Below are 14,750 nucleotides of genomic sequence, written 5' to 3'. Positions count from 1 at the left end.
CGGTCAGGTGTCGATACCTAACTGTGATTGTGATGGTCGCAACTATCAGTGATGCGGGCCCTGTTCGCCCCGCTGAGCGTCGATCAGATCCATCGCATCCTTCAGACCCAAGCCCGGATGCAGTTCGCGTAGTGCCTTGCTTGCCGGAATACGGTCGTCAGTCGACGCGAGTGCGCTACGGACGTCGTCGGCGGGTACTTCGGTGGGGGCAGTTGTCCCTTCCCACCACACCGACTGAGGTTTGTTCCTGTTTCGCCAGGCCTGGACGGTTCCGTAGGCAAATCCGGCCGTCGCGAAAAGCCAGATTGCCAGGCGAACCCAATTACCGGTTGTCGGTTCCGTGGCCACTGTATGGATGGTGCTCGGACCGACTACGACTACGAGCAGGACGAGGCCAATCGTCTGCCACCATCGCTCGACGCGCCTGCTCGGATTCCACCACTCGGCCATCGATCGATACTCGCACAGTGCTGCGGTTTCGATGCGACGATGGAGATCATGGAGATTCGTGATGCGGTGGAGCGATTTCGAGGGGAATCAGGGACCTCGACGATCTTCGGAGAACCGCACCAGACCAGCGACGGATCGACGATCATCACGGTTTCGCGTCTACACCGGCGGTGGCGCCGCGACCCGATACCGGTGCCAGTGGGAGTGTTCTCGATCCACGAGGGTGAGCCGTCGTGGTCACCGGCCGTCGATCACACCAGGGCGGCTTTGATGGGGGGAGTTCATCGGGTTGGCGGCCGCAGTGATCGCAACTCTGGCCGTTCTACGTCGTCCGCCCTGGCCTGATGTGACGATTCAGAAGGGGTGACCCAGAATTACGCCGATCAGTTGGAACGGCATCGCGAGGAACATCGATCCGACGTAGAGCGGATAGCGAATCGGATCGCCGGCGAGGTAACCCTCGGCGAGCCAGGCCATGACGTCTGCTGATCCCATAGTCGTTACTTCCCTTCGCTGTTGTGGTTCACCGACATTTTCGGTCGTGGGAGTTGTTTTGTTACAGGCGAACTCGAAGGAGGAGTACATGCGAAGGCAGTTTCGACGCAGCAAACGTCGTCAAGCGAGATCCCCGGGGGCGGTGTCCTCTAACAGCTAAGTCTCGATACTTAGCACTGTGCTGTAGTGAAATCTGTGCGTTCTGCACATGTCGGGACAATTCGGTGAGCCCTACAGTCGCTGCATGACAACGACACCTTCTCCTCTCTCAGGCAAGACCGTCGTACTGATCGGCGGCGGAACAGGCATCGGGCTGCGAGTGGCGCAGCTTGCCGTCGACGCCGGCGCGCAGGTAGTTCTCGGTGGCCGAACCGCATCCAAGCTCGAAGCAGCGGCCGCGCAGCTGGGTGAGGCTGCGCACTGGTTCACCGTCGACACCTCCGACGACGACTCGGTGAAAGCGTTCTTCACCAACATCCCCAGCGTCGACGCTCTCTTCACGACGGCTGCCGATTACCAGGTCGGCTCGTTCCGTGAACAGAGCGTCGAGGAAGCGGCGTCGCCGTTCACCTCCAAGTTCTGGGGGCAGTACCGCGTCGTGCACGCTGCGCTCGACAAGCTGGCACCCACCGCATCGGTGATCCTCATGTCCGGCGCTGCCAGTGTGCGGCCACCCGCAGCTGCCGCGGCATACGTTGCAGCCAACGCGGCAATCGAGGGGCTCGGGCGGGGGCTGGCGGTCGAACTGTCGCCGATCCGCGTCAACACTGTCGCTCCCGGAACCATCGACGGGCATCTGTGGGCTCAGCGCCCGGCGGAGGTTCGGGAGGCCGCGTTCACCTGGAGTGCCGAGAACAACGTGCTCGGCCGCGTCGGGAACGAAGACGAGATTGCACAAGCGGTGTTCTATCTCTTCACCAACACGTACACAACGGGTTCCACGCTGTACCCCGACGGCGGGTACGCGTTGCGTTAGACCCGTGCCATTTGGCGACTGTGTGAAATGACGACTGTGCGAAATGCATTGTCGTAACACGAAGAAACGCCAATTCGCCCATAGGCGTGACCCCTGCCACATTCGTACCGTCTTCTCCGAGAACACTTCCCAACTATTCGAGGAGTCCGTCATGAAAAACACGTCAACGACCGCCGCCGGCGGTGAAGTGTCCGACGGTGACGACTACGCGCTCACCCGCGTTCCCGGCGAAGCACGATATTCGTGGTTCTCGGTGGCAGTACAGCGATTCGGTCAGGTATCGGCACTCGCACAGTTCTTGCTCGGTGCGACGCTCGGCTACGGTATGACGTTCTGGAATGCCTTCTGGGCATTGACAGTCGGGGCGGTGATTCTCGAGGTCGTCTGTATTTTCATCGGCATCATCGGGGTTCGTGAAGGGCTCAACACATCGGTGGTCGCACGCTGGTGTGGATTCGGGCACGCAGGTTCCGCGGTGATCGGTTTGGTGATCGGGGTCAGCCTGATCGGTTGGTTCGGCATTCAATCTGCTGTCTCTGCATCAGGTTTGCACGGAATCATGCCGTTTCTGCCGCAGTGGGCGTGGGCTTTGGCCTTCGGTCTCCTGATTACCGCGATAGTCCTTCGCGGGTTCGGATCCATGCAACTGATCGCCAACATCACCGTTCCGCTGTTCCTGATCCTGGTCGGTTGGGCCGTCGTCGCCGAACTGCGTAATCACTCGCTGTCAGATCTGATGACATCTGCTCCAGCCGGGCCGGAGCTCAGCTTCCTCGCCGGAACTACCATCGTCGCAGGCGGTTTCATTGCCGGAGCAGTGATCACACCTGACATGACGCGCTTCAACCGCACGGCAGGCGATGTCGTGAAGCAGACGCTCGTCGGAATAACGTTGGGCGAATACGTGATCGGGCTGACCGGTGTTCTTCTTGCCCATGCCGTTCGCAGTTCCGACATCGCCACGATCATTCTCTCGTCGGTCGGTTGGGTCGGCGTTCTGATCATCGTTCTCGGCACCTTCAAGATCAACGACTGGAACCTGTACAGCTCGGGGCTCGGCGTCGTGAACTTCATCGACGTCGTGTTCGGTCGACGGATCAATCGCGCAGTTGTCACAGCAGTTGTCGGCATCACCGGTTCGGTCCTCGCGGCTGCCGGAATCCTCAACTCGTTCACCGACTTCCTGATCCTGTTGGGCGTCGGATTCCCGCCGATCGCCGGGATCATGGTGGCGGAATACTTCATCGTCAAGACATGGCGCAAGGATCTGGAGGAGAGTCGAGCTGCGGGTACCCTCCCGAACTCGGCACCCACTTGGGTACCGGCCACGCTGGTGATCTGGATCGTCTCGGCGCTGATCGGTCATTACAGCACCTTCGGCCTGCCGTCGATCAACGCGGTGGCCTCGGCCTTCGTTCTCTACGTCGTCGCGGGTCGACTCGGCCTGATTCGCGGAGTTGGACGCACCGCAACCGAAGCGCCGCAAGAGACTTCGGGAAGATCTGCGCTCACGCACTAGAACGGCACACACTGTAGAAGGGAGTTCGCGATGCGAATCGGAATCGACGTCGGTGGTACGAACACCGATGCGGTCCTGATGCACGGGACCACCGTCATCGGGCATGTCAAACACTCGACCAGCAAGGACATCACCGGCGGAATCGGCGGAGCTCTGACGGCGCTGCAGCAGCAGTACTCGTTCTCTCCCAGCGCTGTTCAAGCAGTGATGATCGGCACGACGCACTTTCTCAACGCTCTCATCGAGCAACGCGGACTTGCACCGACAGCGGCTCTGCGATTGGGGCTTCCGGCGACCGCGGCGCTTCCGCCGATGGTGGGGTGGCCGCGAGACCTGGTCTCCGCTGTGCAAGGAAGGCGCTACCTCGCTCACGGTGGGCACGAGTTCGACGGTCGTCGTATTTCGTCGCTGGACCCCGACGAGATTCGCCGCCATGCCGCCGATATGGCTCGCAGCGGTACTCGTTCGGTCGCAATATCTTCGGTGTTCTCTCCGGTCAATCTCGAATGCGAAGCGGCCGCCGCGGAGATCGTGCGTGAGGAACTCGGCCCGGACGTCGCAATTTCGCTCTCGCACGAGATCGGTCGAGTGGGTCTACTCCAGCGGGAGAACGCGACCATCATCAATGCTGCGCTGCGCGAGCTCGCCGATCACATCGTCGACGGTCTTGCCCGATCTTTGGTCGAGCACGGCATTGTCGCGCCGCTGTACCTGAGCCAGAACGACGGAACCTTGATGGACATCGAGTACGCGAGGCGTTATCCGGTAGCGACTTTCGCTTCGGGACCGACCAACTCCATGCGAGGCGCCGCTGTGCTGTCCGGTCTGGCCAGCTGTGCGGTGATCGACATCGGAGGTACCACTACCGACGTGGGCGTATTGACCAACGGTTTCCCGCGAGAAGCCACCACGGAGGTGACGGTCGCCGGGGTACGGACCAATTTCCGTATGCCGGACGTCTTCTCGATCGGTATCGGTGGTGGTTCGCTGGTGGATGCAGACGGACTCACAGTCGGACCCGAATCTGTGGGATACGAATTGGGTTCACGGGCACTCGTATTCGGCGGTGACACGTTGACGGCCACCGACATAGCCGTCGCGGCAGGCTTGGCCGACGTCGGAGATCGCAGTGCGGTGGCGCACCTCGACCGCGGCCTGGTGTCGACGGCACTCGACCGGATCTCGCGCCGAGTCGCCGACGCCGTGGAACAGATGCGGACCACGTCGGATCCACTTCCCGTTGTGGCGGTTGGCGGGGGATCGGTACTGCTGGAGCGTGAACTCCCGGGCCTGGGAACGGTGATTCGTCCTGAGCGCTTCGATGTTGCCAATGCGATCGGCGCTGCGATCGCGCAGGTCAGTGGTGAGGTAGATCGAGTCGAAGCGGTGCGGGACGGGCACCGGCAGGTTTTTGCCGACGATGCTCGCCAGGAGGCGATCGATCGGGCAGTCGCCGCAGGCGCACGGCCCGAGTCGGTGCAGATCGTGGAGTTCGACGAGGTCCCGATTCCGTATCTGCCGGGCAACGCAACACGTATTCGAGTGAAGGCAGTCGGTGACTTGGCACTGCACAGTGGTTTGGTCTCCACCGGTCAGGAGGGCTCACGATGAGTTGGACACTACGAACGGCGGATCTCGACGACCTCGCCAGGGGCGCAGCCTTGTTGGGCACCGGCGGCGGGGGAGATCCGTTCGTCGGCAAGATGTTGGTCACGCAGGCGCTCGGTGAGGCCGGTGAAATCACAATTCTCGATCCGGAGGAGCTTGACGACGACGCGTGGGTGATTCCCGTCGCGCAGATGGGTGCCCCGACCGTCGTGGTCGAAAAGATGCCGCGCGGAACCGAACCCGAGCTGGCGCTGATCACGTTGGAGAAGCACACGGGTCGAACTGCAGATGCCACGATGCCGATGGAGTGCGGCGGAATCAATTCGATGATTCCGTTGCTGGTGGCCGCACGGCGCGGCCTGCCGGTTGTCGACGCCGACGGGATGGGGCGAGCCTTTCCTCAGCTCGAGATGGAAACCTTCTCGGTGTACGGGATTTCGGCGAGTCCGCTCGCCATGGCGAACGAGCACGACGAGGTGGCGATCTTCGACACCGGAAGTGACAACAGCAGATTGGAGGGCCTCGCCCGCGGGGTGACGTCGAGGTTCGGTGGGATGGCGCACATCGCGCAGTACTCGATGACGGGTGCAGATGTGAAGCGGACGGCGATCCCACGGACTCTGTCGTTGGCCATGACCATCGGCCGGTCCATCAGACTTTCACGTGAGCAGCGGGTGGACCCGGTGCAGGCGCTTGTCGACAGTCTCGCCGACACGCTCTACGGATACGGGCGAGTTCTCTTTCACGGCAAGGTGATCGATGTCGACAGGCGAACCGATGAGGGGTTCGCTCGCGGTTCGGTGCGGATCGCCGGCGTCGGAGACGAAGAGCTGGAAGTTCAGTTCCAGAACGAAAATCTGATCGCCGTCCAATCCGGAGTGATGGTGGCGATCGTGCCAGACCTGATCTGCATCGTCGAGGCCGATACCGCCGAACCCATCACCACCGAGGGCTTGCGGTACGGGCAGCGCGTTGCGGTCATCGGGATCGCGACCCCACCCATCATGAGAACCCCGGAGGCACTGGCGGTCTTCGGCCCGGCTAGCTTCGGGCTCGATCGCCCGTTCCTGCCGGTGGAGACACTCGAGCAACCTGTACTGGCAGAATAGCGAGCCGTGAGCAGGCTGCACGCGGTCCGGGAGGCCGACCTCGACGCGATCGCAGCGGGGGCGGTGGTCCTGGGCTGCGGCGGGGGCGGCGATCCACGCTTGTTCGTGGAATTGCTGCGTCCACTGATGACGTCTACTTCGGTGGAGGTCATCGCGCCGGACCAGTTGCCGGAGGAGGCATTGGTGATGCCGGTGGGAATCGTCGGATCGGCCCTGGCCTTGGAGGAGCAATTGCCCTCCGGGCGTGAGTTTGCAGATACTGCAGCAGCTTTGACGCGCTGGACCGGGAAGCGTCCGACCGCAGTGATGACTTTCGAAGGCGGTGGACTCAACGCTCTCTCCGGCATTGCGGCGGCGTTGGCGTTGGGAATTCCCGTGGTCGACGCGGACCTGCTGGGTCGAGCGATGCCGCGGCTCGATCACTTCTCTCTCGCCGCAGCCGGGTTGGAATTGTGCCCGGTCACACTCGCCCAGCCCGGCGGCCTCATTACCGTCGTCGACGGAGTGGATGTGCTCGGCGCCGAGGTAGCAGTGCGGTCGTTGATCGGGAGAACCAGCGGTTGGGGCGCTCTGGCGATCGCGTCGATCGATGCGCGGACGGTGCAGGAGGCGTGCATTCCGGGAACTCTCTCCCGAGCATACGAACTGGGTCAGCACATCGGGGCCCTGGGCAGTTGGCAGGAGATCGCGGAGAGCTCCGGGGCCCTGGTAATGGGGACTGGCCGGGTGCGTGCGGTCCGTCGTAGTCGTCCGGACACCGGCGATCGTCGGGGCAGCGTGATTCTCGAGCACGGTTCTGCGGTGATACGAGTCGAATTCGAGAGTGAGTTCCTGACCGTCGCGTTGGACGGCGAGATGATTGCAACGTGCCCGGACATCGTGACGTTGCTCGACGTGCGGACCGGCGCCTTCGTCTCGTGTGAATCCGTGCACCAGGGGCACGATGTGGCCGTGTTGGTTCTTCCCGGTCCACAGTGGTGGGCGGACGAAGTGGGCAGATTGAAAGTTGTCGGCCCGCGGGCATTCGGGATCGACCACGACGCAGTGCTGATGGAGGCGCGATGAGCGCGAGTGTTTCGGCGTTGCTGAACAACCCGGCCTTTGTCGGGCTGTATCGACTTGCCGGGGAGGGTGATCCCGTCGTGACGACAGTGGGAGCACTCACCGGGGAATCGGCACAGTCGGCCGAGGCCGTGTCGGGTGCGGCGAGTTCAGGATCAGTTCTGGTGATTCTCGATCGAATCGACATCGGGGAGTGGAGATTCGACGCTCTCCTTCGGCGCACAGCGGCGACCGGCTGCCAGGTGGTCGCTGTGCACAGCGCTGCGGCGGAGGATGCGAATCTCTCGTTGCTTGCCGATCGGCTCGGACTGGTGGTGCTCGGAGTATCCGACCCGTGGCAGTTCAGCGTGGATCTTCGTGATCTTCTCTCGAATTCGCGGGCGGTGATGGCCGACGCAGTACTGCGGGCGACACACGCGGGCCAACGAGCCGGAGGAAGCGTCGAGAATCTTCTGTCGGTGCTACTGAACACCTTTCAGCGTTCATTCTTTCTCCTGGACACGTCCGGACGTCCGATGACCGGCGCCGACCTGTTGTCAGACGCTGATCGAGCAGCTGCCGGTATGTTGTCGGGTCGCGGGGCGCCCACCACGGTCGAATTGGACTCCGGCGGGGTCCTGATTGCGTGCCCGGTGATGTCCGGCGCAGCCCGAGAGCCCTGGCTGGCGGTGCTGCTCCCGGTGCGTCAAAGCGTCGAAGAGGCTTCTCTCTCAGTGGTTCTCGACGTGGCCTCGTTGGCTGCCGGGCACCGACTGGCCGTTGCGCGCATGGTCGACGAGCGTGAAGCGCGCCGGCGTAGCGCGTTGCTCGGTGAACTGATCGACACGTCAGCAGACGCCACACCCGGACTGCTCCGGCGCGCACTCGACGCGGGTTGGATGCTGGACGGATGGCACATCGGCATCAAAGTCCTGGCGGTCGGTGAGGTCGACCTGGTGGCAAGACGCAGCGAGGTTGCAGATGCTCTCGCCGCCGAGGGAATCGACGCCAATGTCGTGGAACAGGCTGACGGCTGGGCGGCGTGGACGACTCTGCCAGGCGAGCCGCGACCGGAGGCGATCACCAGGATCGCCGAGTGCATCCGTGCAGCTCAGGCGAGGTTGGAACCCACGATGGAGACCTGGGTAGGTGTGGGACGCGCACACGACGGTCCGGCTGGAATCGGTTCGTCCCTGTCGGAGGCCGGGGATGCCGCTCGGCTCGCCGGTTCCCGATCTCAAACAGGTCGATTCCTGCACGTGGACCGCCTCGGGCTGGCGCAGTTGCTGCTGGCGTGGACGCGAACCGACACCTTCCAGCCTGCGGCTGCGGCATTGCTCGCACCGCTACGCGATTCCAATGGAGAGTTGCTCGAGACTCTGTCGACGTACCTCGACGAAGAATCGTCTCTGGCTCACACCGCAACCCGAATGGGCTTGCACCGCAACACGGTATCGAGTCGGATCGATAGAATTCAGCGCCTTCTCTCGGTCGATCTGGCCGATCCGGAAACCAGGCTTGCGCTCCACCTCGCCTGCCGGACGATCGCGCCGTGACGACGGTCTTCGCAGCTTCGTCTTGACAAGCGCGGGAGGTTCCTGCCATCCTCGTTGCCAGGTCACGAGTACCAGTGTTCAGCCCCGGCTTGCTGGTCGGCAACCCTCCTCCGCGGTGGGGTGCTCCGGGTGACGACCCGGCTGCGTTCGAAAACGAATGCGGCAAGCGCGGACTCTTCCGGGGCCATCTCCCGACGAACGAGTCCTTGAACGTGAGGATTGTCTTCGATGACTGCTGTATTGAGTGCCGACACCTGCTACACCACCGCGATTGCCAAGGTTTCGGGTGCCGACCTGCAGGTTCCATTGGTTCAGGGCGGCGAATGCTCCTACGCCAACTTCGACTACGCGGCCAGCGCGCCGGCATTGGCCCAGGTCACCGACCGTATCGCCGAATTGTTGCCCACGTACGCCAGCGTCCACCGCGGTGCCGGCTACGCGTCCCGGATCTCCACGCTCACCTACGAGAACGCTCGTGAATCCGTTGCTCGTTTCGTGAACTGTGCCGACGATCAGGTTGTCGTCTTCACCCGGAACACCACCGATTCGCTGAACCTGCTTGCGCAGTGCGTCCCCGGCAGCACCGTCGTCCTCGACGTCGAGCATCACGCAAACCTGTTGCCGTGGAACGACGCTCGTATCGTCACCGCCGCAGACACCATCGAAGAAACGATCGAGCGTCTGATCGGTGAACTGTGCACCAAGCCTGCCGCGCTGCTCGCAATCACCGGGGCCTCCAACGTGACCGGTGAGATCCTGCCGATTGCACGTTTGGCTGACATCGCTCACCGTTGCGGCGCACGTATCCTCGTCGACGCTGCTCAGTTGGCTCCCCACCGTCGCATCGACCTGCAGGAATGCGGCGTCGACTACGTAGCGTTCTCGGGCCACAAGCTGTACGCGCCCTTCGGCGCCGGCGTTCTCGTCGGCCGCCGTGACTGGCTCGACGAAGCTCAGCCGTACCTCGCCGGCGGCGGCGCCGTGCGTGAGGTGACCATCGAATCCACCGAGTGGGCTTGCGCGCCCGCACGCCACGAGGCGGGTTCCCCCAACGTGCTCGGTGCGGCAGCCATCGCGACCGCCTGCGAAACCCTGCACGCCCTGGACTTCGACGTGATCGCCGAGCATGAGAAGGCGCTCACCGCCCAGCTCACTGACGGCTTGTCCGCCATCGAGGGCGTCTCACTCGTGCGACTGTGGAACGACGCTCCCGACGCCGTCGGAATCGTCACCTTCACCGTCGACGGATTCGAAGCGGGCGAGATCGCCGCATTCCTCTCCGCCGAGCACGGCATCGGAGTTCGCGACGGTCGCTTCTGCGCACATCCGGTTCTCGCGCGCCTCGGCCTCTCCGGCGGTGCAGTTCGCGCCAGCCTCGGCCTCGGTAGCAGCTCGGACGACGTGACGCGGTTGGTCGACGCCGTGAACATCCTGGTTTCGAATCAGCGTGATTGGAAGTACGCGAAGACGGCAGGTGCGTGGAACCCTGTGCCCGAGACCCGCCCCTTCCTCGGAGCCGCAGACGACAATGCCGGCGCAGCCGAGTGCGTCTGAGCTGAGCTCGGTCCCCGAAAACTCGAACGGACAACTAGCATGGCAGCCATGGCACCAGCGGATTTTCCCGCCACCCCTTCGAGAGTGAGCATCACTCTCGGTCAGTGGTGCCGTCGCCATGTCGATCTGTGCCGCACCTCTTCAGGAATGTGTTCGAGCTGACGATTCGTCTCGCTCATCCCATACTTTTCTGATTTTCGGAGGTCTCACATGTCTTCACTCGCTTCGCATTCTCTGCACGTAGCGGTCGAGTTGACCGGATCCGGTCACCATCCGGCCGCTGAGGGCGCACCCGGCAACCTGCCCATCATCGGCGGCGACTACTGGGTGGACCTCACCGAGGGTGAAAAGGCTCTCGATTTGGCTTCATTCCCTACCAATGTGGTTCGGATTCGCGCTGCGGATCTGCGTGAGGCACAGCTCGAACGCGCACGGATACGCGCTGCCGTCGCCGAAGAAGGACGCGATCCCGACAGCGTCGCAGTGCTGGTCGATCTCGAGATTCTGATCGCGCCGGAGGCTCGCTCCGCTCGTAAGGAGCTTGCGCAGTTGGACAGCGCGTTGACCTCGCCGCGGGTTCCCGTTTCGCTTCATTACGTCGGAACGCCTTCCGGTCTCGGCAGTTTGATCGCCGATATCCGAGCTGCGGAGGTCGCCGACGGCGTTACGTTGCTGCCTCTCGCATTGCCTCGAACGCTCGAGCATCTGGTGGACAGCACCATTCCGTGGCTTCAGGATCGCGGACTTGTCACACCGTCCACCGCAGTCGACGAGGTTCTCGGGCGTTTCGGACTGCCGCCCCGTCAGCGCACGCTTGCATCCTGATCGTCACCGATTGCATCTGCGTACAGGTGGAACAGCGACGGTAATTCGTCGGCACCGTCCACCTGTGCCAGAAGCGTCCAGCACTGCGCAGTGATCGACCGAGCCCTCGTGCCGATCCAGTTGGTGGGCAGTAGTTCCGGCGGCAACAGCGGATCCGGTTCCATGGCTCGCGTGAATTCCGCCGCGAGTTCGATGGTCATCGTGACAGCATCGGTACCCGGACTGTTCTGCAGTTTGTGCAGGCGTGCGGTCGCTATGTCGAGTAGCCGTTCGTATCCGTCAGCGATCTGGTCCAGTGGCCACAACTGCGCGGCAATCTTCACGGGGTCTTCGAGAGTGCCCACTTTCAGATCTCGAGTGGTGAGAGAAGACAGGTGCTGTTCGACGTCGAGTTCGGCGGCCGCATCGCGAATATACGGTTCCCAGGCGTGCGGCGAGACGTACAGACCGCCCTGGACGAGCGCGCCGCCGAGGTAAACGACCTTGGTGCGCAGCGCATCTCGCCCTTTCCGTGACGACTCCGGAATTGCGAATCCGGCCAGGTGCCAGTACCCGTCCCACGGCGTCACAGTGTCGCGGTCTTGTCGATAGGCCAGCCGAACGAATTCGACGTCGGGTTCCATCTCGCGCAGGGCTTTCGGCGTTGCTCGTAGCGTGGCCTGCCGCCCGCGACCTTCCTGAGTGAACTTCCCCTCGGTGACCAACCGCTTGATGCACAGCCGAACCTGTTGATCAGTTTTGCCGAGGGCGTCGGCGGTGGCATAGAGGGTGTGCCCGTCGACAGTTCCGTCCGTGCGCAGTAGTCCCTCGATCAAGATCCTCGTGGGTACATCGAAGTCCCTGTCGGTCATCGCCATGTCCTTTCCTCGCTTCTCGACATCTTCGCCCACAACTGTACTATCGAATGCAATACGATCGTTTCAAATTCGTACGTTAGGGCGGGAAGATGGCAGCGGAATCGATGAGCGAGGGCAAGAGTAAGCCTCGTTTACGCAGGTGGATGGTTACTTCCCTGGCGGTGGTCGTTGTTCTGATCGCGACTCTGGTGGGCTGGACGCTGTACCAGAACACCTATGACATCCGTGAGGAAAAAGTGACGATCACCGGGGGATCGGTGCCGCTCCAGGGAGTCCTTGCACTGCCCGAACACGGTGACGGTCCCTTCGGGCTCGTGGTTTTCGTCCACGGAGACGGCCCGGTCGATGCAACACATGAGACGTTCTATCGACCGGTGTGGGAGGCGTTCGCAAAGGCGGGGTACGCGTCACTCTCCTGGGACAAGCCGGGGGTGAATGGGGCACCGGGCAATTGGCTCGACCAGAGCATGGACGATCGCGCGGCAGAAACGGAAGCGGCAATCGAGTGGGCGCGGGGACGTTCGGATATCGATCCGTCTCGGATCGGTCTGTGGGGTGCAAGCCAGGCAGGGTGGGTGATGACCAAGGTGGTGAACCTCGACCCGGACGTAGCGTTCGTCATTGCCGTGGGTCCCGCGATCAACTGGCTCCAACAAGGCGAATTCAATACCCTAGCCGAACTTTCCGAGAGAAATGCGTCGGCCGACGAGTTCGAGAAAGCGCGGGTCGATCGTGCGAAGAACTTGGATCAGTTGGCCCGTGATGCATCGTTCGACGATCTCGTGGCCTCCGGCGAGGCCGACGGTCTCACCGAAGACCGGTGGAACTTCATCCGAAAGAACTACCTCTCGGATGCGCGAGCCGATCTCGAAACCGTGAAGGTTCCGGTGCTCTTGATCATCGGCGGACAAGACGTCAACGTCGACGTGGCTGATACCGAAAGGGTGTATCGCGAATTGTTGGACACTCCAGGGCAATTGGTGGTCAAGAAGTACCCCGACGCTACGCATTCGATCGTGGACAAGGATCTCGAAGACTCGGAAGTGAGGTCCGCTCTGGTGGCCGTCCTTGCTCCCCGTTCGATCTTCGCTCCCGGCTATCTAGCGGATCAGACTGCATTTTTGGAGGGAATTCATGGCTGACGGAATCACGGTTGTCGCACTGGGTGGTGCCGGTGCCATGGGCTCGGCAGCAGTTCGTCTGGCCGCAACATTGCCGGGAATCAGCAAGGTAGTAGTCGCGGATCGCGATATCGATGCTGCGAAGCGTCTTTCAGTTGAACTGGCGCAGGCGTCAGCGGAAGTCGAGGCGCGCCGCATCGACGTCACGGACGGTCGCACGCTACGTGAATTGCTTGACGGCGCAGACGTGGTCGTCAATACGGTCGGACCGTTTTTCCGTTTCGGCGTCGGCATTCTCCAGGCAGCGATCGGGACCGGGACTCACTATCTCGACATCTGCGACGACTGGGAGCCGGCCGTCGACATGCTGGAATTGGACTGTGCCGCGAGGGGAGCCGGAATCTGTGCGGTAGTCGGCATGGGCGCAAGTCCCGGGATGAGTAACCTCCTGGCCGCGATGGCAGTCTCGCGATTGGACGTGGTCGACGATCTGTATACAGCCTGGCCGGTTGATGTCGAGGGCGAGGACGAGTCGGTGGACACATTGAGTGCAGCCGCCGTTCACTGGATGCAGCAGATCAGCGGCCAGGTTCCGGTGGTTCGTGCGGGGCGAATCGTCAACGAAGAACCGTTGCGTTCCATCGCACTCGAACTGCCCGGCGGACGTCGGGGGAACGCTTACGTGGTCGGGCATCCGGAGCCGGTGATGTTTCATCGGACCATCAATCCTGCGGGGCATTCGGCAAATCTGATGGTCATCACACCGGAAACCGTGGCGTTTCTCGACGTTCTCCGCGCCGACATCGACAAGGGGAGAATCGATCTCGACTCGGCCGCCGAAGAATTGGGCAAGCCTTCGCTCGGACGGATGATCCGTGCTGCGCCTCGAATGCTCACGCGCGCCGGCCACGGATCCCTGCCGTTGTTCTTCGCCTCGGCGACAGGAATGTTCGACGGAAGAGCGATGCGCGTCGTGGCCCGGATTGCCGACGATTCACCGGTGTCGGAGTTGCTGTCGGACATGGCCGGTGCAACCGGAATCCCCTTGGCGCTCGGCCTTGCTCAGGTGGTGTCCCGGCTCGCCGACGGAACGATTTCGGATCGGATCGGTGTGCACTCACCCGAGAGCGTCGTCGACCCGGAAGTTCTGTTCACTGCGCTGGCGCGGTTGTTCGATCGAACCGACTGGAGTGAGATCGTCACCGTCGAATCCGAGTTCCGCTAGTCAGTTCGCGGCGTGTGATCCGATGCGACTGCGGATTTCGGTCTCGACGCGATCGGCGTCCTTGGGGCTGAACGAAGGCGATCCGTGGCCGGCGAGAGTGAGTACCACCGCGGTCTCCTTCCACGGGCGTGAAAGATCCAGGCTGTACCACGAGCTGAAATCTGTTGTTCCCCAGATTCGTAGGCGTCCGCTCAGCCATGACATGACTCCGAGGTCGACGGATTCGATCTGCGAGTACAGGACGAACTTGCTGACAAACGGAAAGTAGTAGTGGCGGATCGTGACGCCCTGATCGTCGATCCGGACGGTTCGGTCCTCGTAGATTGTCGATGTTCCTGCACTCACAGTGATAACCCGGTTCCTGCTGGTCGATGCTCTCGATGGCTGCCTGAAAACCAACCATACAGTCTCTAT

At 62.4% G+C, this 14,750-nt stretch carries 14 protein-coding genes, 1 pseudogene and 1 riboswitch; of the genes and pseudogenes, 11 read left to right on the top strand and 4 right to left on the bottom strand.

What is annotated here, in order from left to right:
• Positions 1-45 precede the first annotated feature (45 nt).
• Complete coding sequence (locus ABIE52_RS19110) at positions 46-348, bottom strand: hypothetical protein (protein WP_354541520.1); 303 nt, start codon at positions 346-348, stop codon at positions 46-48.
• A 141-nt stretch (positions 349-489) separates the two neighbouring features.
• Between ABIE52_RS19110 and ABIE52_RS19105 the strand changes: the two are divergent.
• Positions 490-817: pseudogene (locus ABIE52_RS19105) on the top strand (hypothetical protein).
• Here ABIE52_RS19105 and ABIE52_RS19100 read toward each other — a convergent pair.
• A complete protein-coding gene (locus tag ABIE52_RS19100) occupies positions 805-945 on the bottom strand; it encodes a hypothetical protein (RefSeq protein ID WP_003941170.1) in 141 nt (46 codons plus the stop codon). The pseudogene ABIE52_RS19105 and the gene ABIE52_RS19100 overlap by 13 nt on opposite strands.
• A gap of 244 nt (positions 946-1,189) precedes the next feature.
• On the opposite strand from ABIE52_RS19100, the gene ABIE52_RS19095 reads away from it, so the two are divergent.
• The 8 genes from ABIE52_RS19095 to ABIE52_RS19060 all read left to right on the top strand — a co-directional run bounded on the left by ABIE52_RS19095 (position 1,190) and on the right by ABIE52_RS19060 (position 11,133).
• Positions 1,190-1,921: an SDR family oxidoreductase gene (locus ABIE52_RS19095; RefSeq protein ID WP_192711810.1), complete on the top strand. Its 732-nt coding sequence runs from the start codon at positions 1,190-1,192 to the stop codon at positions 1,919-1,921.
• Between the two features lie 151 nt (positions 1,922-2,072).
• Positions 2,073-3,440, top strand: a complete 1,368-nt coding sequence (locus tag ABIE52_RS19090) for a purine-cytosine permease family protein (protein WP_192711811.1) — start codon at positions 2,073-2,075, stop codon at positions 3,438-3,440.
• A 30-nt stretch (positions 3,441-3,470) separates the two neighbouring features.
• Positions 3,471-5,051 carry a hydantoinase/oxoprolinase N-terminal domain-containing protein gene (locus ABIE52_RS19085; RefSeq protein ID WP_192711812.1) on the top strand — a complete coding sequence of 527 codons (1,581 nt, stop codon included), beginning with the start codon at positions 3,471-3,473 and terminating at the stop codon, positions 5,049-5,051.
• The gene (locus ABIE52_RS19080) at positions 5,048-6,157 is read left to right on the top strand and encodes an S-methyl thiohydantoin desulfurase family protein (RefSeq protein ID WP_050655919.1); all 1,110 of its coding nucleotides are present in this window, start codon (positions 5,048-5,050) and stop codon (positions 6,155-6,157) included. Before ABIE52_RS19085 ends, ABIE52_RS19080 begins: the two co-directional genes overlap by 4 nt.
• A gap of 6 nt (positions 6,158-6,163) precedes the next feature.
• Positions 6,164-7,222: a DUF917 domain-containing protein gene (locus ABIE52_RS19075; RefSeq protein ID WP_007727136.1), complete on the top strand. Its 1,059-nt coding sequence runs from the start codon at positions 6,164-6,166 to the stop codon at positions 7,220-7,222.
• Complete coding sequence (locus ABIE52_RS19070; protein ID WP_047269699.1) at positions 7,219-8,754, top strand: PucR family transcriptional regulator; 1,536 nt, start codon at positions 7,219-7,221, stop codon at positions 8,752-8,754. The genes ABIE52_RS19075 and ABIE52_RS19070 overlap by 4 nt, the downstream gene beginning before the upstream one ends.
• A 60-nt stretch (positions 8,755-8,814) precedes the next feature.
• Positions 8,815-8,929, top strand: a riboswitch (SAM riboswitch).
• A 53-nt stretch (positions 8,930-8,982) separates the two neighbouring features.
• Complete coding sequence (locus ABIE52_RS19065; protein ID WP_192711813.1) at positions 8,983-10,308, top strand: aminotransferase class V-fold PLP-dependent enzyme; 1,326 nt, start codon at positions 8,983-8,985, stop codon at positions 10,306-10,308.
• Positions 10,309-10,518: 210 nt separating this feature from the next.
• Entirely contained in the window at positions 10,519-11,133 is a 615-nt protein-coding gene (locus ABIE52_RS19060; protein ID WP_003941149.1) for an LLM class oxidoreductase, read from the top strand.
• Here the strand turns inward: ABIE52_RS19060 and ABIE52_RS19055 are convergent.
• A complete protein-coding gene (locus ABIE52_RS19055; protein ID WP_354541519.1) occupies positions 11,112-11,990 on the bottom strand; it encodes a PaaX family transcriptional regulator C-terminal domain-containing protein in 879 nt (292 codons plus the stop codon). The genes ABIE52_RS19060 and ABIE52_RS19055 overlap by 22 nt on opposite strands.
• Positions 11,991-12,133: 143 nt before the next feature.
• Between ABIE52_RS19055 and ABIE52_RS19050 the strand changes: the two genes are divergently transcribed.
• On the top strand, positions 12,134-13,132 hold the full coding sequence (locus tag ABIE52_RS19050; RefSeq protein ID WP_192712132.1) for an alpha/beta hydrolase family protein: 999 nt from the start codon (positions 12,134-12,136) through the stop codon (positions 13,130-13,132).
• On the top strand, positions 13,125-14,336 hold the full coding sequence (locus ABIE52_RS19045) for a saccharopine dehydrogenase family protein (protein ID WP_192711815.1): 1,212 nt from the start codon (positions 13,125-13,127) through the stop codon (positions 14,334-14,336). Before ABIE52_RS19050 ends, ABIE52_RS19045 begins: the two co-directional genes overlap by 8 nt.
• Here ABIE52_RS19045 and ABIE52_RS19040 read toward each other — a convergent pair whose 3' ends face one another.
• A complete protein-coding gene (locus ABIE52_RS19040; protein ID WP_042450522.1) occupies positions 14,337-14,681 on the bottom strand; it encodes a hypothetical protein in 345 nt (114 codons plus the stop codon).
• Positions 14,682-14,750 lie beyond the last annotated feature (69 nt).

Origin of the sequence: Rhodococcus sp. OAS809, assembly GCF_040546695.1 — a bacterium.
GTDB classification, from domain to species: Bacteria; Actinomycetota; Actinomycetes; order Mycobacteriales; family Mycobacteriaceae; genus Rhodococcus_F; species Rhodococcus_F qingshengii.
Note: the sequence above shows the minus strand (reverse complement) of the source record. Positions and strands in the feature narration are given on the sequence as shown.